At 58.7% G+C, this 20,409-nt stretch carries 20 protein-coding genes, 1 tRNA gene and 1 pseudogene; 5 read left to right on the top strand and 17 right to left on the bottom strand.

The features are described 5' to 3' along the window. Nucleotides 1–41: 41 nt before the first annotated feature. The 5 genes from nusA to EKL02_RS07335 form a co-directional block, all read right to left on the bottom strand. Nucleotides 42–1,601: a transcription termination factor NusA gene (gene nusA, locus EKL02_RS07355; protein WP_128901448.1), complete on the bottom strand. Its 1,560-nt coding sequence runs from the start codon at nt 1,599–1,601 to the stop codon at nt 42–44. Further along, on the bottom strand, nt 1,598–2,086 hold the full coding sequence (gene rimP / locus EKL02_RS07350; RefSeq protein ID WP_128901447.1) for a ribosome maturation factor RimP: 489 nt from the start codon (nt 2,084–2,086) through the stop codon (nt 1,598–1,600). The genes nusA and rimP overlap by 4 nt, the downstream gene beginning before the upstream one ends. A gap of 272 nt (nt 2,087–2,358) precedes the next feature. Further along, nucleotides 2,359–3,990, bottom strand: a complete 1,632-nt coding sequence (rluB, locus tag EKL02_RS07345; RefSeq protein WP_128901446.1) for a 23S rRNA pseudouridine(2605) synthase RluB — start codon at nt 3,988–3,990, stop codon at nt 2,359–2,361. After that, nucleotides 3,971–4,891 carry an SMC-Scp complex subunit ScpB gene (scpB, locus tag EKL02_RS07340; protein ID WP_128901445.1) on the bottom strand — a complete coding sequence of 307 codons (921 nt, stop codon included), beginning with the start codon at nt 4,889–4,891 and terminating at the stop codon, nt 3,971–3,973. Before scpB ends, rluB begins: the two co-directional genes overlap by 20 nt. Before the next feature lie 145 nt (nt 4,892–5,036). Next, nucleotides 5,037–5,113 (bottom strand) — tRNA-Met (locus EKL02_RS07335). Nucleotides 5,114–5,256: 143 nt separating this feature from the next. On the opposite strand from EKL02_RS07335, the gene EKL02_RS07330 reads away from it, so the two are divergent. After that, on the top strand, nt 5,257–5,826 hold the full coding sequence (locus EKL02_RS07330; RefSeq protein ID WP_128901444.1) for an NUDIX hydrolase: 570 nt from the start codon (nt 5,257–5,259) through the stop codon (nt 5,824–5,826). On the opposite strand, the gene EKL02_RS07325 is transcribed toward EKL02_RS07330, so the two are convergent. Beyond that, entirely contained in the window at nt 5,823–7,025 is a 1,203-nt protein-coding gene (locus EKL02_RS07325) for an ammonium transporter (RefSeq protein ID WP_128901443.1), read from the bottom strand. The two genes, EKL02_RS07330 and EKL02_RS07325, sit on opposite strands and share 4 nt — an antisense overlap. Nucleotides 7,026–7,207: 182 nt before the next feature. Here EKL02_RS07325 and aat point away from each other — a divergent pair, with 182 nt between their 5' ends. The 3 genes from aat (at nt 7,208) to EKL02_RS07310 (ending at nt 9,898) form a co-directional block, all read left to right on the top strand. Then, entirely contained in the window at nt 7,208–7,930 is a 723-nt protein-coding gene (aat, locus tag EKL02_RS07320) for a leucyl/phenylalanyl-tRNA--protein transferase (protein ID WP_128903417.1), read from the top strand. Between the two features lie 78 nt (nt 7,931–8,008). Continuing rightward, a complete protein-coding gene (locus tag EKL02_RS07315) occupies nt 8,009–8,731 on the top strand; it encodes an arginyltransferase (protein ID WP_128901442.1) in 723 nt (240 codons plus the stop codon). A gap of 120 nt (nt 8,732–8,851) precedes the next feature. Continuing rightward, nucleotides 8,852–9,898 carry a quinone-dependent dihydroorotate dehydrogenase gene (locus EKL02_RS07310; RefSeq protein ID WP_128901441.1) on the top strand — a complete coding sequence of 349 codons (1,047 nt, stop codon included), beginning with the start codon at nt 8,852–8,854 and terminating at the stop codon, nt 9,896–9,898. A 13-nt stretch (nt 9,899–9,911) separates the two neighbouring features. On the opposite strand, the gene EKL02_RS07305 is transcribed toward EKL02_RS07310, so the two are convergent. The 11 genes and pseudogenes from EKL02_RS07305 to EKL02_RS07255 form a co-directional block, all read right to left on the bottom strand. Next, nucleotides 9,912–10,841, bottom strand: coding sequence for a CysB family HTH-type transcriptional regulator (locus tag EKL02_RS07305; RefSeq protein ID WP_128901440.1), 930 nt, complete (start codon nt 10,839–10,841; stop codon nt 9,912–9,914). Then, nucleotides 10,838–11,920: a sulfate ABC transporter ATP-binding protein gene (locus tag EKL02_RS07300; protein WP_128901439.1), complete on the bottom strand. Its 1,083-nt coding sequence runs from the start codon at nt 11,918–11,920 to the stop codon at nt 10,838–10,840. Before EKL02_RS07300 ends, EKL02_RS07305 begins: the two co-directional genes overlap by 4 nt. Before the next feature lie 60 nt (nt 11,921–11,980). Continuing rightward, nucleotides 11,981–12,877 carry a sulfate ABC transporter permease subunit CysW gene (cysW, locus tag EKL02_RS07295; protein ID WP_128901438.1) on the bottom strand — a complete coding sequence of 299 codons (897 nt, stop codon included), beginning with the start codon at nt 12,875–12,877 and terminating at the stop codon, nt 11,981–11,983. Nucleotides 12,878–12,885: 8 nt separating this feature from the next. Then, nucleotides 12,886–13,746, bottom strand: coding sequence for a sulfate ABC transporter permease subunit CysT (gene cysT / locus EKL02_RS07290; RefSeq protein ID WP_128901437.1), 861 nt, complete (start codon nt 13,744–13,746; stop codon nt 12,886–12,888). A 215-nt stretch (nt 13,747–13,961) separates the two neighbouring features. Further along, entirely contained in the window at nt 13,962–15,095 is a 1,134-nt protein-coding gene (locus EKL02_RS07285) for a porin (RefSeq protein ID WP_128901436.1), read from the bottom strand. A gap of 315 nt (nt 15,096–15,410) precedes the next feature. Further along, entirely contained in the window at nt 15,411–16,244 is an 834-nt protein-coding gene (locus tag EKL02_RS07280; RefSeq protein WP_128901435.1) for an EAL domain-containing protein, read from the bottom strand. Between the two features lie 28 nt (nt 16,245–16,272). Beyond that, on the bottom strand, nt 16,273–16,488 hold the full coding sequence (locus tag EKL02_RS07275; RefSeq protein WP_128901434.1) for a TOBE domain-containing protein: 216 nt from the start codon (nt 16,486–16,488) through the stop codon (nt 16,273–16,275). Nucleotides 16,489–16,543: 55 nt separating this feature from the next. Next, nucleotides 16,544–16,738, bottom strand: a complete 195-nt coding sequence (locus EKL02_RS07270; RefSeq protein WP_128901433.1) for a hypothetical protein — start codon at nt 16,736–16,738, stop codon at nt 16,544–16,546. A gap of 227 nt (nt 16,739–16,965) precedes the next feature. Then, the gene (gene ssuE / locus EKL02_RS07265) at nt 16,966–17,556 is read right to left on the bottom strand and encodes an NADPH-dependent FMN reductase (protein ID WP_128901432.1); all 591 of its coding nucleotides are present in this window, start codon (nt 17,554–17,556) and stop codon (nt 16,966–16,968) included. A 35-nt stretch (nt 17,557–17,591) separates the two neighbouring features. Further along, nucleotides 17,592–18,596 carry a sulfate ABC transporter substrate-binding protein gene (locus EKL02_RS07260; protein ID WP_128901431.1) on the bottom strand — a complete coding sequence of 335 codons (1,005 nt, stop codon included), beginning with the start codon at nt 18,594–18,596 and terminating at the stop codon, nt 17,592–17,594. A 124-nt stretch (nt 18,597–18,720) separates the two neighbouring features. Next, a pseudogene (locus EKL02_RS07255) lies at nt 18,721–19,068 on the bottom strand (aliphatic sulfonate ABC transporter substrate-binding protein); the annotation flags it as partial. A gap of 278 nt (nt 19,069–19,346) precedes the next feature. On the opposite strand from EKL02_RS07255, the gene EKL02_RS07250 reads away from it, so the two are divergent. Continuing rightward, entirely contained in the window at nt 19,347–20,396 is a 1,050-nt protein-coding gene (locus EKL02_RS07250; protein WP_128903416.1) for an NADP(H)-dependent aldo-keto reductase, read from the top strand. The last annotated feature ends 13 nt before the right edge of the window (nt 20,397–20,409 follow it).

Raw genomic sequence — 20,409 nt, 5'->3', positions numbered from 1 at the left:
CCTCTTTTCTATGTGACTCGGTGTGTGAAAAAGCCTGCGGCTCACTTCGCTTCCGCCAGGCTCCATGCGCGGGCCTGCAAGGCCTTGGCATGCTCATCGTATTTAGCGTCGATGAGCTTCATCTCTTCATCGGTCACATCTTCAAATTCATTGTCAATCAATTGCTGCGCGCGGTCAGCAGGCAAGGCCAGGATCGCACCGAACTCGTCGTAAGCCAGTGCGCCGAAACGTTCCAGGGTCTTGACGCCGACCAGGCCGAGCTTGCCGGCCGTTGCGCGGTCCATGCCTTCGAAATTGACCAGCGCCTCTTCCATGCCTTCCATGCCTTCTTCCGAAGCGATCGCCTCGGAGACAAGGGCATCACGTGCACGGTTGCGCAATTCGTTGACGGTATCTTCATCGAACGCGTCGATATCCAGCATTTCCTGGATTGGCACGTAGGCGATTTCCTCGAGGGTGGCAAAACCTTCCTGCACCAGGATATCGGCCACTTCCTGGTCAACGTCGAGCTTCTCGATGAACAGGGTACGGATCGCCGCGGTCTCTGCAGCCGACTTGTCGGCCGACTCTTCCGCAGTCATGATGTTGATCTGCCAGCCGGTCAATTCGGAGGCCAGGCGCACATTCTGGCCGCCACGGCCGATGGCGATTGCCAGGTTCTCTTCGTCCACAACCACGTCCATGGCATGCTTGTCTTCATCGACCATGATCGAGCTGACGTTGGCCGGCGCCAGCGCGCCGATAACGAACTGTGCCGGATCGTCGGACCACAGGACGATATCGACGCGTTCGCCGCCGAGTTCGCCGGTGACGGCCTGCACGCGCGAGCCGCGCATGCCGACGCAGGTGCCGATCGGGTCGATACGCTTGTCGCTGGTAAACACCGCAATCTTGGCGCGCACGCCCGAGTCGCGCGCCGCCGACTTGACTTCCAGGAGGCCCTGTTCAATTTCCGGCACTTCCAGTTCGAACAGCTTCATGATGAATTCCGGCGCTGTACGCGACAGGATCACCTGCGGGCCGCGGGCATTGCGGTCGATGCGCAGGATATAGGCACGCACGCGGTCGCCGATACGCAGATTCTCTTTCTGAATCATCTGGTCGCGCGGCAGGCGGGCTTCGATCTTGCCGGACTCAACGATGGCATCACCGCGCTCCATGCGCTTGATGGTGCCGGTCACGAGGGAATCGCCGCGCTCGAGGAAGTCGGCCAGGATCTGTTCGCGCTCGGCGTCGCGAATGCGCTGCAGGACGACCTGCTTGGTGTCCTGGGCAAAGCGGCGGCCGAAATCGACGGATTCGATCGGCTCTTCGATGTAATCATCGACCTCGATGTCGCCGATCTGTTCCTTGGCTTCGAAGTGCAGGATTTCCTGATCAGGCAATTGCAGGCCGGCTTCGTCGGGCACCACGTGCCAGCGGCGGAAAGACTCGAATTCGCCGTTATCGCGATCGATGGACACACGGATATCGACATCGCCTTCGTAGCGCTTTTTTGTGGCCTGTGCCAGCGCATGCTCTAGCGCACCGAACACGACCTCTTTATCGACGTTTTTTTCGTGTGCCAGCGCATCGACCAGCAATAAAATTTCGCGACTCATGCTTTGCGACTCCTAAAATTCACCTGCGGCACCAAGCGTGCCTTATCCACGTCAGCGAGCGTAAAATCAAGCACCGCCGGGCCATCTTTTGCTTCAAATTCCAACTTCAGCTGATCGCTTTCCGGCGCCAGCAAAATACCCTGAAAACTCTTCCGGTTGGCAGCCGCTGCCATCGGCATGCGCAATTTCACCAGCGCTTCCTGGCCAGCGAAGCGGACATAATCAGCCAGTTTCTTCAGGGGACGATCCAGACCCGGCGACGATACTTCCAGTCGCTCGTAATTCACGTTTTCGACGGTGAACACGTGCGTCAGCTGGTGGCTGACTTTTTCACAATCTTCTACCGTGATAGTGCCATACCCATCCGGCCCGGGCGTGGCAAGGTCGATATAGACGCGCAAAAGGCCTCGTCCGGCCTGCTCGACGTCGACCAGCTCATAGCCCATGCCGGCCAGGCTTGTTTCGATCAATTGCTGCAAATGCACAAGATTCTCCGTTTTCATGCCGGCGCGCCACCCAGACGCACAAGCCGCAAGCGGATCGAGCAAAAAAAAATGGGCCTACCGCCCATCTTTCTTATGATTCAAGCCCGCCGGAATCCAGCTCGGAAGCACTTGCGCACCAACTTCTGTAAACACAAAATTATAAACGATACACGCCCCACCTGCAATGCGGGAATGAGCAACAGAAAGAAGATGACCAGGAAATCGCATTTCCTGGTCGAAATATTCCCTGCCAAGACCAGCGCCGCAGCGGATTACCCGCGTGGGCGGCGCTTTACGCCGATCGTCGGTGCGCCGCCGATGCCTGAACCGCCATAACCATACGTGCCCTGGCCCTGGCTTCGCCCCTGGCCACCGGTGCGACGGCGCGGCTGCTCCATGCCGGCAAAGCCGAGCGCCGTTTGCAGGGGGTCCGGCTGGCGGCTGCGCGATTGCCCTTGGGGGCGCCCCTGGCCTTGGCCCTGGCCCTGACCTTGCCCCACACCCGGGCCGCGGCGCTGCTTGCCGCCTTCGGCATACCCTTGACCTTGACCTTGTCCTTGCCCCTGCCCTTGCCCCTGCCCCTGGCGCGGGCCGCGGCCCTTGGCAGCGCTTGCCCCACCGGTTTTCTCCAGGCCGGCCATGCCCATCAGGTCACGCACGGCATTTTCTTCCATTTCTTCCCAGCGGCCGCGCTTCAGGCCGCGCGGCAGCGTCAGCACGCCGTAGCGGGTGCGAATCAGGCGCGAGACTGTCAGGCCGACCGCCTCGAACATACGGCGGACCTCGCGGTTACGGCCTTCGCCGATCGTGACCCGGTACCACTTGTTGATGCCTTCGCCACCACCATCGGCAATACGGGTAAATTGCGCCAGGCCATCTTCGAGTTCTATCCCGGCAAGCAATTTCTGGCGCATGCCCTCTTCCAGCTCACCCAGCGTACGCACCGCGTATTCGCGGTCGATACCATAACGGGGATGCATCAGGCGGTTGGCGAGATCGCCGGACGTGGTAAACAGCAGCAAGCCCTCGGTATTGAAGTCGAGACGGCCCACTGCGAGCCATTTGCCGGTTTTCATGGTTGGCAGGCGGTCGAACACCGACGGGCGTCCGTCCGGGTCGCTATGGCTGACGATCTCGCCAGCCGGCTTGTGATACACAAGTACGCGCGGCGGACGCTTGCTTACCTTGCGCTGGATGAGCTTGCCGTTGATGCGCACCTGGTCGGTCGGCAAAATGCGCTGGCCGATATGCGCCGGCTCGCCATTGACCGACACGCGCCCGGCAACGATCAATTCTTCCATGTCGCGTCGCGAACCGAGTCCCGCGTCGGCCAGCACCTTGTGCAACTTGGGCGCATCATCGTCCGACGTCAAGTCGCGCCGTACATTCTTGGCCGGCGCCTGGCGCCGGCCAGCAGCAGCCCCTTCGGCCTCGGACACGCTCTGATCAAACGTATCGGATGTCACAAAAGAAAACACATCATCGGCATCGCCGCCACCGGCCCTGGCGCCGCCAGAATTTGGCTTGCCGCGTCCCTTGGCAACCGGCTTGGCCGGCTTGCCCGACCTGGCCCGATTTTCGCGCGGCTCGCGCGGGGCTCGTTCGGCACGGTGCTGCTGCGGATTGCCCGCGGGCGTCTCGGCCGGCCTTTCAGCATCGGCCAGGACCGCCTCCGCGCCAGCCCCTTCGACTCCCGCCGCCTGGTCGGCGGCGCGCTGGGCAGCGCGATTGCGCCGCATGTTGCGCGGGCCGCGCAAGCCACGCTTGGCAGGCTTGGCGCCAGCAGCGTCCTGGCGCGCATCACCGGCAGGAACTGCCGACTGTTCGCCACCTTGGGCGGGGCTGTCAGGCGAGGAAGGCGCAGCAGATGCCGCGGTTACGTCATCAGGAGTGGGCAGAGTCATTGTTTGTGTCTTGGTTATCCAGGTCAGGCGCTGCATCGCGGGGATCTGCGGATATCGCTTCACCCGTGAGCGTCCGATCAATGGCAGCGATGGACGCATCCCCGACTGCCACGTCGTCAATTTCGGAAGCTGCAGCCACATTGGCAGCCACAGCAGTTGCGCTGGTTTCGCCAGCGTCGGCAGCGGGCGCCGAGTCGGCATCCACTGCGATTTCCATCGTATCGGCGAGCCGCTCGGCGGCACCGCCCGGTCCGGCATCGGCTTGCTCCGCATCGGGCAATGCCGCGCCTGATGCCTGCACGAGATTTTCATGCAGACTCGCCTCCAGGGCTTGGATTTCGAGCAAGCTCCCCTCCTGCAATTCACCGGCGCCGACTTGCTGCAGGGGCGGCAACTGATCGAGCGAGGTCAATCCCAGGTCGTCGAGGAACTGTTTGGTTGTCGCAAACAGCGCGGGACGCCCCGGCACATCGCGGTGACCGATCGATTCAATCCAGCCACGATCCTCCAGCATCTTGATCGTCTGCGAATTCACCGTGACGCCGCGAATTTCCTCGATATCGCCGCGTGTGACAGGCTGCCGATAAGAAATGATGGCCAGCGTCTCCAGCGTTGCGCGCGTATATTTGGGCGGCTTTTCCGGATTCAGGCGATCGAGATAGACTTTCATTTCAGGGCGGCTCTGAAACCGCCAGCCCGTCGACAGGCACACAAGCTCAATACCCTTGTCGCTCCAGTCGCCGCGCAATTCTTCCAGCATCTGCCTGATGGCATCAGCATGGACCTCTGCCTCGGCTTCGCCATGCGCGAGATACAACTTCTTCAGGTCATTGATAGGCAATGGCTCATGCGCGCATAGCAATGCGGTTTCGAGGACTTTTTTCGCCTCAGCTGTAATCATGTACGGCTCTTGCACGGCTAGTTTTATTAGTAAGTTTCGCAGAGGTTTAAACGACCGATGCCAGTATGTCGTCGATAGAGAACCTGCAGATGCTGCGTTCCGGCGCCCGTGAGGAGGTAAAGATGGGCGGGAAAATTCAAGACTTTGGTTGCGGGGACAGGATTTGAACCTGTGACCTTCGGGTTATGAGCCCGACGAGCTGCCAGACTGCTCCACCCCGCGTCTGAGTCGAACACTATACATCGGATTGGTCTATATTGCAAACCATGCCGAATTACAGTTGGAGGATGTTACACTTGAGGCAATTGGCAGATGCGGCCGATGGCTGGCTGCGCACCGCTCCCTTGATGCTCATTTGATCCCGTATGAAATTCTGTTCAGAATGCGCGCATCCCGTTGCGCTCCAGGTTCCGCCAGATGACAATCGCTTGCGTCATGTCTGCCAGCAATGCGGCACCATTCATTACCAGAATCCCAAAATGGTCATCGGCTCGATCCCGATCTGGGAAGACGACGGCACGACCCGCGTGCTATTGTGCAAGCGGGCAATCGAACCGCGTTACGGTTACTGGACCTTGCCGGCCGGCTTCATGGAAAACTGCGAAACGACGGCAGAAGCGGCGATCCGCGAGACCGACGAAGAAGCCGGCGCACGCATCGCCCTGCAACCCCTGTTCTCGATGATGAATGTGCCGCACGTGCATCAGGTGCACATGTTTTACCGGGCGCGCCTGCTGGATCTCGATTTTTCTCCCGGCACCGAAAGCCTGGAAGTACGGCTGTTTACCGAAGGCGAGATCCCCTGGGAAGACCTGGCCTTTTCTACCGTAAGCCGCACCTTGCAACTGTTTTTTGCGGACCTCGCGCAAAGCCGCGATGGCAACGGCTTTGGCTTTCATACAGAAGACATTCGCAAGCCGGAAGTGCGTCGTTAGCCCAGAACGTCGCGCTCGGCGGTGGCGCTGATCTTGTGAATCGACAAGTCGGCCCCCTCGAATTCCTGCTCAGGGTCCAGGCGCAAGCCGACGAACATCTTCAGTGCGCCATACACTGCAAAGCCTCCCGCCAGCGCGATCGCCACGCCAAGGAGGGTGCCAGCCAGTTGCGACATGAAAGCAACGCCGCCCGCGCCGCCAAGCGCCTTCAGGCCGAAAATCCCCGCCGCCAGGCCGCCCCAGGCGCCGCACAAGCCATGCAAGGGCCAGACACCCAGCACATCGTCAATTTTCCACTTGTTTTGCGTCAGGGTGAACATCTGGACAAAAATCGCGCCGGCCACGCTGCCGGTCACCAGGGCACCCAGGGGATGCATCAGGTCCGAGCCGGCACACACTGCCACCAGTCCGGCGAGCGGGCCGTTGTACACAAAGCCGGGGTCATTGCGCCCCATGAGCAAGGCGACCAGCGTGCCGCCCGTCATCGCCATTAACGAATTAATCGCCACCAAACCATTCATTTTTTCGAGGGTCTGGGCACTCATGACATTGAAACCGAACCAGCCCACCGTCAGGATCCACGCACCGAGGGCGAGAAAAGGAATACTGGACGGCGGGTGAGCGGTAACGCCGCCTTCCTTGTTGTATCGCCCACGCCGGGCACCCAGCAGCAGCACGGCTGGCAAGGCGACCCAGCCGCCCACGGCATGCACCACCACCGAACCCGCAAAATCATGGAATTCATGGGAAAACATCGCCTTCAGCCAGGATTGCACGCCAAAATGCTGGTTCCAGACGATCCCTTCAAAGAAGGGATAGACCAGGCCGACCAACAGGGCAGTCGCCGCCAGCTGGGGATAAAACTTGGCGCGCTCGGCGATGCCGCCAGAAATAATGGCCGGTATCGCAGCAGCAAACGTCAGCAAGAAAAAGAATTTAACCAGTTCAAAACCATTTTTCTGCGCCAGGATTTCTGCGCCAGAAAAGAAATGGATCCCGTAAGCAACGCTGTAGCCGACAAAAAAATAGGCGATGGTAGAAACGGCAAAATCGACTAAGATTTTAACCAGCGCATTTACCTGGTTTTTTTTGCGTACAGTACCAAGCTCAAGGAAGGCAAAACCTGCATGCATCGCCAAAATCATGATGGCACCGAGCAAGACAAACAAGGCATCTGCACCATTTTTAATACCATCCATCAAAAATTCTCCCAATAAATGTGCAAAGTCATAAAAATGTGCATCTTTAAAGCAAGATCTATTCCTTTTTGGTGCAAATTTTCAAGTCATTGTTTTTTATGAGAAATTTTTTCCCAAAACTATCGAAGCCCATTCTCCGCACCGTCTTAGTGCAGGCTCGTGATGCAAATTAGCGCATGACAATGATTCCCTGGCTGGAACTGGCTGATCCTTTCCCCGATGTCTCGCAGGCCCTGACTGAAGAAGACGGCGCCGGCGGCTTGCTGGCAGCAGGTGCCGACCTGTCGCCGGAGCGCTTGCTGCTTGCCTACCGGCATGGAATATTCCCTTGGTTTTCCGAGGGCCAGCCCATACTTTGGTGGAGTACCGATCCCCGCATGGTCTTGATGACGGCCAACTTGCGCATCTCGGCCAGCCTGCGCAAAACCCTGAAAAAAGTCGAGCGCAGCCGTACCACGGGCGGGGCCTGGGATATCCGTTTCGACAGCGCCTTTGAAGCGGTCATGCGCGCCTGCGCGGGGCCGCGCGCCGACGGCCCCGGCACCTGGATTTCCGAGGAAATCATGGCCGGCTATGGCGCACTGCATCAGCGGGGATATGCCCATAGCGCCGAAGCCTGGCTGGACGGCAGGCTGGTCGGCGGCGCCTATGGCGTCTGCATTGGCCACATGTTCTATGGCGAATCGATGTTTGCCCATGTCAGCGATGCGTCCAAGATTGCCCTGGCTTACCTGGCGCACTTCCTGAACGCCAATGGCGTCGCCATGATCGACTGCCAGCAAGAGACCCGGCACCTGGCATCGCTGGGGGCGGCGCCGATTCCGCGGGAGCGATTCCTCGGCCATTTGCGGCAGGCGGTAATGCAACCCGACATCACGAACTGGAAACCCTTGCCATTATTTTGAGCTGCGTGTGAAATCCTGGACGCAATCGGTGTAAATTATCGATACATCTGCCGTCAACCCGCTGGTTATCAAACGCTCATGACGCATCTAAAGGATCTGCCGTTTTCCACATTGCAGTTTTATGCGACTGCCCCTTACCCTTGCAGCTACCTGGAAGAAAAGCAGGCACGCTCGCAGGTCGCCACGCCGTCGCATCTGATCAATGCCGATATCTATTCGGAACTGGTGCAGAACGGTTTTCGCCGCAGTGGCATTTTTACTTACCGACCACACTGCGATGGCTGCCAGGCTTGTACGCCCGTTCGCGTGCTGGCGACCGACTTCGTGCCCAACCGCAGCCAGCGCCGCGCCTGGCAACGCCACGGCAACCTGATCGCCCAGGTCACCAGCCTGACCTACATGCGCGACCATTACGACCTGTACCTGCGCTACCAGTCGGTGCGCCATGCCGGTGGCGGCATGGACCAGGACAGCCGTGACCAGTACGCGCAATTTCTGCTGCAAAGCAAAGTCAACACGCGCCTGGTCGAATTTCGCGAACCTGGCGGCATCCTGCGCATGGTCAGCATCATCGACGTGCTCGACGACGGCCTGTCATCGGTCTATACCTTCTACGATCCGGACGTCAAAGGCGCCAGCCTGGGCACCTATAACATCCTGTGGCAGATCGAGCAGACGCAGCGACTCGGCATGCACTACATCTATCTGGGCTACTGGATCCAGGACAGCCGGAAAATGGCCTACAAGGTGAACTTCCAGCCGCTGGAGGCGCTGCGCCAGGGCCGCTGGGAACCGCTGTGACAGGCGCCGGCAGATGCGGGCGTCCCGGCGCGTCCATGGCGCGTTAAAATAGCGGGTTATTTCGGCCGCCATCCGGCGCCCCCGTCCCCGACCGCCCCTTACTTTTGCGCTGGATTGCCCGTGTCTGACAAACTCCTGTATTCGCTCGCCCGCCCCTGCCTGTTCTCCCTCGATGCCGAATCGGCCCACCACCTGACCCTGAATTCGCTCAAGAAAGCCGAGGCGCTCGGCCTGACCCGCCTGCTGCAGAAGCCGGCGCGCGACGAACGCCAGGTAATGGGACTGACGTTTGCCAACCCGGTTGGCCTGGCTGCCGGACTGGACAAGGATGGCGCGTATATCGATGCGCTGGCCGCGCTGGGCTTCGGCTTCATCGAAATCGGCACGGTCACCCCGCGCGCGCAGCCCGGCAATCCTAAGCCGCGCATGTTCCGCCTGCCGCAGGCGCAGGCGATCATCAATCGCATGGGATTCAACAATGGCGGCGTCGATGCGTTCGTCGCGAATGTCCAGGCATCGCGTTTTTACCAGAACCGCGCCGGGATCATCGGCCTGAATATCGGCAAGAATGCCGATACGCCGATCGAGCGCGCCGTGGATGACTACCTGCAGTGCCTGGAGAAGGTGTATCCCTACGCCAGCTATGTGACCGTCAACATTTCCTCGCCCAATACCAAGAACCTGCGCCAGTTGCAGGGCGCCTCGGAACTGGACGCGCTGCTGTCGCAACTGAAAACGGCGCAGTTGCGCCTGGCCGATCAGCACAAGCGCTATGTGCCGGTAGCATTGAAAATTGCACCGGACATCGATGCGGAGCAGGTCAAGGAAATCGCCGCGGCGCTGTTGCGCCACAAGATCGATGCAGTCATCGCCACCAACACGACCATTACGCGTGACGCCGTGCAGGGACTCGCGCATGCGCAGGAAACCGGCGGCCTCTCAGGCGCACCGGTGCGGGAACTTTCCAATGCGGTCATCCGCGGCTTGAAAGCCGAACTCGGCGACGCCCTGCCGATCATTGGCGTCGGCGGCATTCTCGGAGGGGAAGACGCGCGCGCCAAGATCGCCGCCGGTGCGTCGCTGGTGCAACTGTATTCCGGCCTGATCTACCGCGGACCGGCGCTGGTGCGCGAATGCGCGGCGGCGTTGCGTGGCGCCGGCCGCTAGCAGGCGTTGAAGACTATTCGCCGCCGCCTTGCAGCGCGGTCTTGATTTCCTCGCGCGTCAGCTGCGGCGCGAACTGCTGGATGAAATCGTACGTATAGGACCGCAGGTAAGCCCCCCGGCGTACGGCCAGCCGGGTCACGTTGGCAGCGAACAAATGATCGGCTTCAACATGGCGCAAGCCGGCACCGCACCCCTGCTCGACGGCCATTGACGCGACGATGCCGACACCAAGGCCGAGTGAAACATATTGCTGGATCACATCCGAATCCATGGCGGTCAGCACGATGTCGGGAGCAATGCCGGCCTGGCGGAACGCGTCGTCGATATGACCCCGGCCCGTAAAGCCGACGTCATAGGTGATCAGCGGCCAGGCGGCCAGCGCCTGCAGGCTCAGCTTATCCTCGGCAAGCAGCGGATGGCCTTCCGGCACCACCACCACGTGGTTCCATCGATAGCACGGGAAGGACACCAGTTCCTCGAACTGGCTCAGGCCTTCGGTCGCGATGCCCACATCGGCCTTGCCTGAGATGACCCACTGCGCAATATGCTCGGGAGAGCTTTGCTGCAAGGCGATGCGCACATCCGGAAACGCCGCGCGAAAACCCTGCACCACTTTCGGCAGTGCATAGCGCGCCTGTGTATGGGTAGCGGCAACAGCCAGGGTGCCGCTGGTCTTGCCGGAATATTCCAGCCCTGCCTGCTGCAGGTTTTCCGCTTCCAGCAACAGGCGTTCGATGATATGCAGGATCCCCTTGCCTGGCTCGGTCAGGCCAGTCAGCCGCTTGCCGTTGCGCTCGAAAATGTCCACGCCAAGTTCCTCTTCCAGCTCGCGGATCTGGCGGCTGACGCCAGGCTGCGAAGTGAAGAGCACATTGGCCACTTCAGTCAGGTTATAGCCGCGCCGGGCAGCTTCGCGCACCGAACGCAATTGCTGGAAATTCATGCTTGCTCCGATCTGGCTGCCTGGTCGACGAACACGCGCAGGCGTTTTGGACGTACCAGCAAGGCATCGCCTTCCTGGAGTTGTAGCTGTGCATAACGGTCGCTGGAAATCACCGCTTCAATCAGTTCGCGGTTATCGCTGCGTTCCAGTTCCAGCTGCGCCAGCGGGCCGATCGCATGGGCGCGCTTCAGGCGTACCGCGATGCCCTCGCCGCCGGCCGACTCGCGCTCGATTTCCAGCTCGTGCGGGCGCACGAAGCCGACGCCGCGGCCATCCTGGATCGCCGCATGGTCCGGGGCATCGAAAGCGACACCGCCTGCATCCAGGACGCCGTCATGCAGGCGCCCCTGGAACAGATTGACGTTGCCGAGGAAGCCATACACGAAAGGCGACGCCGGATGGTTGTAAACTTCGGCCGGCGCGCCAATTTGTTCCACCCGGCCCTTGTTCATCAGCACGACCTGGTCGGCGACTTCCAGGGCTTCTTCCTGGTCATGCGTGACAAAGATGCTGGTGACATGCAGTTCGTCGTGCAGGCGGCGCAGCCAGCGGCGCAATTCCTTGCGCACCTTGGCGTCCAGCGCGCCGAAGGGCTCATCCAGCAGCAGCACGCGCGGCTCGACCGCCAGCGCGCGCGCCAGGGCAATGCGCTGGCGCTGGCCGCCGGAAAGCTGCGGCGGGTAGCGGTCGGCCAGCCAGTCGAGCTGCACCAGGTCCAGCAGACGATGCACCTTGTTGCGGATTTCCTGCTCGGACGGCCGCTCGGCGCGCGGCTTGACGCGCAAGCCGAAGGCGATATTCTCGAAGACGCTCATGTGCTTGAACAGCGCGTAGTGCTGGAACACGAAACCGACCTGACGTTCGCGCACATGACGCGCCGAGGCATCTTCGCCATCGAGGATCACCTGGCCGCCGTCGGGCTGCTCAAGGCCCGCGATAATGCGCAGGAGCGTCGTCTTGCCGCAGCCCGAGGGACCAAGCAGCGCGGTCAGTTCGCCGGTCGGGAAATCCAGCGAGACATTATCAAGTGCGACAAAATTGCCGAAACGCTTGTTGATATTCCTGACTTCAATTGCCATGATGTGTACTCACTTCAAAAAATTGCATTTATTCCGCCGCGACCTGATGACAGTCCGTCTTTAATGTTCCTGCAGTGGCCGGCTGGTTTCGTCACGCAGCCGCCATTCGATCAAACTCTTCAGCGCCAGCGTCACCAGGGCCAGGAAAGCCAGCAGCGAAGCCACCGCGAATGCCGCCGAGAAGGCGTATTCGTTGTAGAGGATTTCCACTTGCAGCGGGATGGTATTGGTCTCGCCGCGGATGTGCCCCGAAACCACCGAGACGGCGCCGAATTCACCCATGGCGCGGGCATTACACAGGATCACCCCGTACAACAGCCCCCACTTGATGTTCGGCAGCGTCACGTACCAGAAGGTCTTCCAGCCCGAAGCACCCAGCACCAGGGCCGCCTCTTCCTCTTCCGTGCCCTGTGCCTGCATCAGCGGAATCAATTCGCGTGCGACAAATGGAAAGGTCACGAAAATGGTGGCGAGGATAATTCCAGGCACGGCGAAAATGATCTTGATATCGTGCGCCTGCAACCAGGGACCCAGCCAGCCCTGGGCGCCGAACATCAGTACATAGATCAGGCCGGAGATCACCGGCGACACCGAGAACGGCAGGTCGATCAGGGTCAGCAGAACGTTCTTGCCGCGAAACTCGAACTTGGCAATCGTCCAGGCGGCAGAGACACCGAACACCAGGTTCAGCGGCACGGCGACCGCCGCTGTAATCAGGGTCAACTTGATCGCTGCCCAGGAATCCGGCTCGATGATTGCCGCCACATAGGCGTCCCAGCCCTTCTTGAAGGCTTCGGCGAAGACCGCGACCAGCGGCACGAACAGGAATACGGAAAGAAAGGCCAGCGCCGAGCCAATAAGCAAGGCGCGGACCCAGAAAGGCTCTTGCGTCGCCGCCGGCACATAAGCTGGCTCGGCTCGTCCTTGACTGGCGATAGGAAGGGATGCAGCAGACATGACGTTCCTTACTCTTTGTTCGACTGGCCGCGCTTGCGGGCCCAGGCTTGCAGCAGGTTAATGGTGAGCAGCAGGATGAAGGACACCAGCAGCATCACCACGGCGATCGCGGTGGCGCCGGCATAGTCGTATTGCTCCAGCTTGGTAATGATGAAAAGCGGCGTGATTTCCGACACCATGGGCATGTTGCCGGCGATGAAAATCACCGAGCCGTATTCGCCGGTCGCACGGGCGAACGCCAATGCAAAGCCGGTCAGCAAGGCGGGCATGATGGTTGGGAAAATCACCTTTACAAAGGTTTGCAACCGGCTGGCGCCGAGGCTGGCAGCGGCTTCCTCGAGTTCGCGCTCGGCTTCCTCAAGCACCGGCTGTACCGTGCGCACCACGAAGGGCAAGCCGATGAACGTCAACGCGATATACACGCCCAGCGGCGTGAAGGCGACCTTGATGCCGAGTGGTTCCAGATACTTTCCGATCCAGCCATTCGGCGCATAGAGCGCGGTCAGCGCAATGCCGGCGACGGCAGTGGGGAGCGCAAACGGCAGATCGACCAGGGCGTCGATGATTTTCTTGCCGGGGAAGCGATAACGCACCAATACCCAGGCCACGATGCCGCCAAAGACGACATTCAGTAACGCGGCCAGCAGCGAACCGCCAAAACTGAGACGGTAAGACGCCATGACGCGATCGGAAGTCACGGCGTTCCAGAAAGCTTCCCAGGTCAGGGTGAAAGTTTTCAGGAACACCGCAGAAAGCGGGATCAGGACAATCAGGCCAAGATAGAACAGCGTGAAGCCAAGGGATAAGTGAAATCCTGGCATTACCCGCGGGGCAATCCTTGCATTTTGAGAAATAGTTGCTGCCGACATAAAGCCCTCTTATTACCTTTGCGACTAATAGAGGGCCATAATTACACTTCAATGTTATAAAGAGAACGAATATTTCTGCATGTTCATAGAACAAAAACGCATATAGAAATGCGCGGAGTAAGACGACCGGTGTTATCACGGCAATAAAAAACGGGCGCCGAAGCGCCCGTTTTTCTCTCGGAGTACAACAAGACCGGTAACCCGGTCATGTTGCCTTAGAAAGTGTGCTTAACAGCAAGTTGGATGATGCGTGCAGATTCGCCAGCCAGCAGCGTGGTGCCGTTTTGCGAAGTGCCTGCGCCATCGACCTGATAGCTCGCAGCGGAATCGTTGTTCAGCTTGCCGACGAACACGCCGACGTTGGTGCGCTTGGACAAGGCATAATCGTAGCCGAGGGTCCACAGCTTGGCGCCGGAATTGGCTTCGCCATTGACGTCACCAGCCTTGGTGTAGCTAGCCAGGATGGTGCTGGCACCGAACTGGTAGCTGACCGGGACTTGCCATGCGTTACGGGTACGATCGGTACCGACTGCTTCGATGCTTGCGCGGTCATACTGGAAGCCAGCCTTCAGGCCGAACGGGAAGGCATACGAAGCCGACAGACGCACTTGCTTCTGGTCGCCGACACCAGGCCGGCCTTCGACGGCGTGATCGTAGTACGCCAGGTTCGCAAAGACCGGGCCATTGCTATAGTTACCAGCCAAGAAGTAAGCTTGGCCTTTGCTGTAATTCACGCCAGCAGGTGCACCGATAACGCCTTCGGCACCGTTCGGCTGGGTCGAGTAGCCAACGATACCCTTGAAGCCGCTGAAATTCGGCGTGATGTACTGGAGCGAGTTAACAACGCGGCTAGTGCTGATGCCGACGCGGTTGGCTGCGCCAACACCGTCAACGTAGTTCAGGATCGCCTTGCTGCCGAGCAGGCCGGAAGGCACTGCCTGAGTACCCTTGGCGCCGTATTGAACGGCATTGCCCTGGTCTTCCATGAAAGTATGCTTACCGGCGGTCACTTGACCAAAGTTACCGGCCAGGCCCACATAGGTGTTGCCGTCAGCCAGGCCAGAGCCGTTGGCCAGACCGGTCGATTGACGCTGGTCAGTGTTGAAGCGGTTTTCAACATAGAACAGGGCTTTCAGGCCGCCGCCCAGGTCTTCGGTACCGCTCAGCCAGAAACGCGAGGTTTCGTCGTCGTCGATACGCAATTCATTGTTGGCAACACGTGCGGTATCACCGACCTTGTAGCTCTTGACAGTCGCCTGGACGCGGCCACCGATTTGAACATTGGTCTGCGCTTGTGCGGCACTTGCAAATGCACCCAGAACGGCCAGTGCAATGAGGGACTTCTTCATTCAATTTCTCCCAGAGTTATGAAGCAAAATAAATCTTTTTGCGATTACTCGCTTATTAGCGATAACAGAATGGTACGCAGTGTATATGACAGGATAGTTACACGGAACTATTGTTTCGCAGAAATACAACAATTCATTTCGAAATCGCAAAGAATTTTCCGCGTAATGCCTCACAAAAAAAATGGGTCTTTACAAAAATGAGACACCTATTCCTCGATGAGCTGCCTGCCATCAAATTCCATTCCAAAAAAACATGCATTTATAATAACTATGCTTATATTGACCGGGCTCCCCTTTCCCCGCCTCCAGCGGTTCCTATTGCTGATGTAGCGACGTGCCAGTTGCGTTAAATTCCGCCAGCGTGGACCCGGGTGCCGCCAGCAAATGGCCTTGAGCATAGATCCCGTGCCCGGTCTCGATGGACAATTGCCGCAACACTTCCAGCACCCGCTCGCTCTCCAGCCGCTTGAATACCAGCCGGATACCGGCATCGTGAGCCTGTTGCAACAGCTTGCGGGTCAAAGACACATCGGCAATTTCGCGCGCATCCAGCTTGATGGCATCGGGTCTCACACGCTCGAGCAACTGCAAGGCTTCGCCGGGATTACTGACATTGATGGCGAAACGAAAGCCATTCAACCGGTAATTGTCTGTGACATAGTTCAACAGCCATCCCTGGTTCGGTGTGACTGCAGGCAGTTGCAAGATGATTTTGTCGACCGGCAGTCCCAATCCACCGAGAATCCGCCGAAATGCCATGCCGTGGTTGCCGCTCACGGCAGTCAGCAAGCGGTCATGCACGCTCAGATACAAGTCCGCTTGCAGGGCTTCGGGTTGGCGATAAAAGTTGATCGCATGTAGCATGCGGCAAAGGCGGTCAAGTTCGACCGATTCTTCGTCATTTGCCGCATGATCCAGTAACTTCCATATGGACAGCCCCTCACTCTGCTCGGCATAACTGCGCACAAACGCCTCAAAGCCGGTAATGCGCGGCGAATCCAGCTCCCGTATGGGCTGAAAGGCAGAAGTGAGCCGGCAGTTGAAATAGCGCCCCTGTGCCCGACCATCGCTATCGATCCAGACCCGCGTGTCAGATTCTGTCGCATGCGGCAGGCGCTTCAGATAGTCTTGCAAGGCTGGGAATGCCATGGCTGTTCTCCGGACAAAGGCGTACTAATCAGATCTTGGCGATCGAGACTTCGGTCGCTTTCACCAGCGCGACGACGTCAGAGCCGACGACGAGGCCAAGGTCCTTGACGGAACGGGTGGTAATGACCGAAGTCACGATGCCGGCAGGGGTTTCGACATCGACTTCCGACACGACGGGGCCGTCAATGATCGCCTTGACCTTGCCGCGGAACTGGTTACGGACGTTGATGGCTTGGATACTCATGTTCTCTCCTGAGAGGTGGTTAAAATTAGGATACAATAAATTATTAAAATCAAGTTCAGACAGCCCAGACGACCTGGTTCACCGTTGCGCTGAAGGTAACGTCGCCCAGCGCACTATCCGGTGCCGCCGCCGGCAGGTTGAGCACACGGGGGCGCGGCAACTCGATGCGCTCATGCAGCGTGACGCGGCCGTCTTCGATCAGCAGCAGCAATTGCGGATCGTGCACCAGCGCGCGCACCCTTGGTTGCACCGACCGTACTGCCTGGCCGGCAGCGAGAAGTCCAGCGCGCCGGCCTCCACAGCGACCATCGGACCGAAGGCGCGACGCTTGGCATTGCGCTTTTCTTGCGGGATCGTCATGTGAATTCCATTTTGTGTGGAGTTTCGGATGAAGCTGGTCCTGCCAGCCCCATTGACGGCCTGGCAAGCCTTCCTGAACGACGCGGTTACGACGGTAAAACAGCTATGGCGGGAATCTCAGACGCTACATCGCACCTGCGAAAAATGCACAGGTTCGAAGCTGCTGGGAGCAACTTCTTGCAAGGCCAGTAAACTTGCCGAAAGGTTGTCGATACCGGCCTGCAGGCGCTGCAGGATCGCCGGATCAATTGCCAACCCCGCATCATCCGACCAGACGACCTGGGCATCGGTGGCATAAATGCTCGGCAAGACATGGCGCGCTGAAAGCGAACTTAGTACCGGGCGCAGGGCATAGTCCAGCGCCAGCATGTGCGACTGACTGCCACCAGTCGCCAGGGGCAGAACCAGCTTGCCAGCCAGGCCATCCTGCGGCAGCACATCCAGGAAGGCTTTCAGCAAGCCGCTATAGGCTGCCTTGTAGACCGGCGTCGCAATGATCACGGCGTCCGCCACGGCCACCTGCGCCTGCGCCGCCTTCAATTCGGCATTGCCGAATTGGGCGTGAAGCAGTGCCTGGGCCGGCAAATCCCGCACCTGCAAGATGTCGGTACGGTGGCCGCGCAGCACCAGCTGGTCGCTGGTGTATTGCAGCAGGCGGGAGGAACGCGATGGTGCCGAGGGGCTACCCGCAATCAAGAGTATGCTCATTTCTTCTCCAGGTTTAGCCCCAAGACCACCAATGATTACTTGCCCGGCTGGTAAATCTGGTCGAAGGTACCGCCGTCACCGAAGTGAGCTGGTTGCGCCTTGGCCCAGCCACCGAACACTTCATCGATGGTGAACAGCTTCACTTTCGGGAATTGCGCAGCGTATTTCTTTGCAATTTTTTCAGAAATCGGCCGGTAGTAATTCTGTGCCGCGATTTCCTGGCCTTCATCGGAATACAGGTATTGCAAGTAAGCTTCTGCAACTTTGCGGGTGCCGCGCTTGTCGACATTCTTGTCCACGACAGTCACCGGCGGCTCAGCCAGGATGCTGAGGGGCGGCGCCACGATGTCGAACTTGTCCGGGCCGAGTTCCTTGATCGCGAGGATAGCTTCGTTTTCCCAGGCCAGCAGGACATCACCGATGCCGCGCTCGACAAAAGTGGTGGTCGAGCCGCGCGCGCCCGAGTCCAGCACCGGCACGTTCTTGAACAGTTTGGCGACGAATTCCTTGGCGCTTGCTTCAGTGCCGCCAGGTTGCTTCAAGGCATACGCCCAGGCTGCCAGATAATTCCAGCGCGCACCGCCTGAAGTCTTGGGATTCGGGGTGATCACGGCTACGCCAGGCTTGACCAGATCGCTCCAGTCCTTGATGGCTTTCGGATTACCCTTGCGAACCAGGAACACGATGGTCGAGGTATAAGGCGAGCTATTGTGCTTCAGCCGCTTTTGCCAATCCTTGGCGATCAAGCCTTTTTCGGCAATCGCATCGATATCGTATGCCAGCGCCAGTGTCACGACATCTGCCTCGATGCCGTCGATGACTGAACGGGCCTGCTTGCCGGAACCACCATGCGACTGCTTGATCTTGACATCATCGCCGGTCTTGGCCTTGTACTGCTTGGCAAAGGCGGCATTGAATTCCTGGTACAACTCGCGTGTCGGATCATAGGAGACATTCAACAGCGACACTTCAGCAGCATGGACAGCCGATGCAGTAACTGCGAGGGCGATTCCAACCTGGAGCAATTTTTTCAGCAGCATATTTTTATCCTTAACAGCATGTGGGTTGCGGGAAACTGAAGATTAAACTGATGCAAAATCAAAAAGAACGAATACTTTCGTGGTTTCTTATGCGTTTTACGCATATAGGACTTTTTGGACTGCAGGGCGAGTCGGCGCGCACCAGGATCGCCTGCGCAGATGGTGAAGGCGCTTCCTGCGCCACATCGCTCAGCTTGGCGCCGGTTGCTTGCGCAAACACCGGAACGGTATCCGCGACATCTGCACTCAGATCGACACCGCCGACATTAAGCGCTTCCAGCAGCGGCAAACCGCTGGTGAATTCGTGCCAGCTGATTTTTACACCTTGTGGCGCCAGCAATTGCTCCAGGGTGCCCCGCGTCTTGATAATGGTGAGCAAGGTAGAAGATTTCTGGTAGCCAATACGCACTGTCTCGGACGTTTTTTGCGCGTGAGCTGGCAGGATCGCGGCCAGCGGCAGTACAGAAGCCATAAACAATAATGCCCGGGGCGCCGGCTTGATAGGAAAAATAGATAGGCGCGATCCGCAATCGACTAAAAGCTGCATTGTTGGGAGCGCAGCCCTTCAATCAAACGAATGATTTCGCAGATCAATATCGGTTTTTTGAAGAATGCACATCCGACCGAACGTCGCATATCGATATGCGTTTTACTTCGTTATGCGGGAGGCAGACGGAATCTACAATACATTGCTGCCATCAATCTTTCACATGACAGCATTTTTTTAAAAAAGGATCCTGATTCATGAGCATGCAATACCGCCAGCTTGGAAATACCGACATCAAGGTCAGCAACATTGCACTGGGCACCATGACCTGGGGTCAGCAGAATTCAGAGGCCGAAGCGCATGCCCAACTGGATATGGCCGTCGACTTCGGCGTCAACCTCATCGATACGGCGGAGATGTATCCGGTGCCGCCACGACCGGAAACGCAAGGCTTGAGCGAACAATATCTTGGCAGTTGGCTAAAGAAATCCGGCAAGCGCGGCCAGGTTCTGATCGCGACCAAAGCCACTGGCCCGGCACGCATGCCCCACAACCCGCGGCACATACGCGACGGCCATAACCATCTTGACCGCACAGGCCTGACGGCTGCCTTGAATGAAAGCCTTGCGCGCCTGCGGACCGACTATATCGACCTGTATCAATTGCATTGGCCGGACCGCAGCCTGAATATTTTCGGCAAGCTCAATTACACCCATGAAGCGCAGGAAGAAAGCATCCCGATTGAAGAAACCTTGAGTGTGCTGGCCGGCTTCGTCAAATCAGGCAAAGTTCGCCAGATCGGCATATCGAACGAATCCCCCTGGGGCGTAGCACGGTTTTTGCGTGCGGCAGAAAAAATGAACTTGCCGCGCATCGTGTCAATCCAGAATCCCTACAACCTGCTCAATCGCACATTTGAAATTGGCCTGGCGGAATTTGCCTTCCGCGAGCAGGTCGGCTTGCTGGCATATTCGCCGCTGGCTTTTGGCGTCCTTTCGGGAAAGTACCAGCACGGCGTGCGCCCGGAGGGTGCGCGCCTGACGCTATTCGATCGCTTTTCCCGCTACAGCAATGCACAAGCGCAGCAAGCTTCGCAACAGTATGTCGGATTGGCACGCCGGCACGGACTCGATCCCACGCATCTGGCACTCGCCTACGTCAATTCCCGGCCTTTTTTGACCAGCAATATTATTGGCGCAACCGACCTCGTCCAGCTGAAGTCCAATTTGCGCAGCCTGCATTTGACGCTCAATGCAGGCATCATCGAAGAGATCGAAGCAATCCATACGCGGCATCCCAACCCTGCGCCATGATCGGAACAGCGTC

This window comes from Janthinobacterium sp. 17J80-10, assembly GCF_004114795.1.
Classification (GTDB): domain Bacteria; phylum Pseudomonadota; class Gammaproteobacteria; order Burkholderiales; family Burkholderiaceae_D; genus Paucimonas.
The sequence above is the reverse complement of the archived record's forward strand: the minus strand, read 5'-3'. Positions and strand labels throughout refer to the sequence as shown.

Excerpts from the sequence above, each read along its gene's own strand:
- rluB (WP_128901446.1), bottom strand. The coding sequence starts at position 3,990 with ATGACTCTGCCCACTCCTGATGACGTAACCGCGGCATCTGCTGCGCCT.
- EKL02_RS07260 (WP_128901431.1), bottom strand. The coding sequence starts at position 18,596 with ATGCTGCTGAAAAAATTGCTCCAGGTTGGAATCGCCCTCGCAGTTACT.
- EKL02_RS07325 (WP_128901443.1), bottom strand. The coding sequence starts at position 7,025 with ATGGATGGTATTAAAAATGGTGCAGATGCCTTGTTTGTCTTGCTCGGT.
- EKL02_RS07305 (WP_128901440.1), bottom strand. The coding sequence starts at position 10,841 with ATGAATTTCCAGCAATTGCGTTCGGTGCGCGAAGCTGCCCGGCGCGGC.
- EKL02_RS07285 (WP_128901436.1), bottom strand. The coding sequence starts at position 15,095 with ATGAAGAAGTCCCTCATTGCACTGGCCGTTCTGGGTGCATTTGCAAGT.
- EKL02_RS07315 (WP_128901442.1), top strand. The coding sequence starts at position 8,009 with ATGACGCATCTAAAGGATCTGCCGTTTTCCACATTGCAGTTTTATGCG.
- cysT (WP_128901437.1), bottom strand. The coding sequence starts at position 13,746 with ATGTCGGCAGCAACTATTTCTCAAAATGCAAGGATTGCCCCGCGGGTA.
- aat (WP_128903417.1), top strand. The coding sequence starts at position 7,208 with ATGATTCCCTGGCTGGAACTGGCTGATCCTTTCCCCGATGTCTCGCAG.
- EKL02_RS07250 (WP_128903416.1), top strand. The coding sequence starts at position 19,347 with ATGCAATACCGCCAGCTTGGAAATACCGACATCAAGGTCAGCAACATT.
- EKL02_RS07275 (WP_128901434.1), bottom strand. The coding sequence starts at position 16,488 with ATGAGTATCCAAGCCATCAACGTCCGTAACCAGTTCCGCGGCAAGGTC.
- scpB (WP_128901445.1), bottom strand. The coding sequence starts at position 4,891 with ATGATTACAGCTGAGGCGAAAAAAGTCCTCGAAACCGCATTGCTATGC.
- ssuE (WP_128901432.1), bottom strand. The coding sequence starts at position 17,556 with ATGAGCATACTCTTGATTGCGGGTAGCCCCTCGGCACCATCGCGTTCC.
- EKL02_RS07330 (WP_128901444.1), top strand. The coding sequence starts at position 5,257 with ATGAAATTCTGTTCAGAATGCGCGCATCCCGTTGCGCTCCAGGTTCCG.
- nusA (WP_128901448.1), bottom strand. The coding sequence starts at position 1,601 with ATGAGTCGCGAAATTTTATTGCTGGTCGATGCGCTGGCACACGAAAAA.
- EKL02_RS07300 (WP_128901439.1), bottom strand. The coding sequence starts at position 11,920 with ATGGCAATTGAAGTCAGGAATATCAACAAGCGTTTCGGCAATTTTGTC.
- EKL02_RS07280 (WP_128901435.1), bottom strand. The coding sequence starts at position 16,244 with ATGGCATTCCCAGCCTTGCAAGACTATCTGAAGCGCCTGCCGCATGCG.
- cysW (WP_128901438.1), bottom strand. The coding sequence starts at position 12,877 with ATGTCTGCTGCATCCCTTCCTATCGCCAGTCAAGGACGAGCCGAGCCA.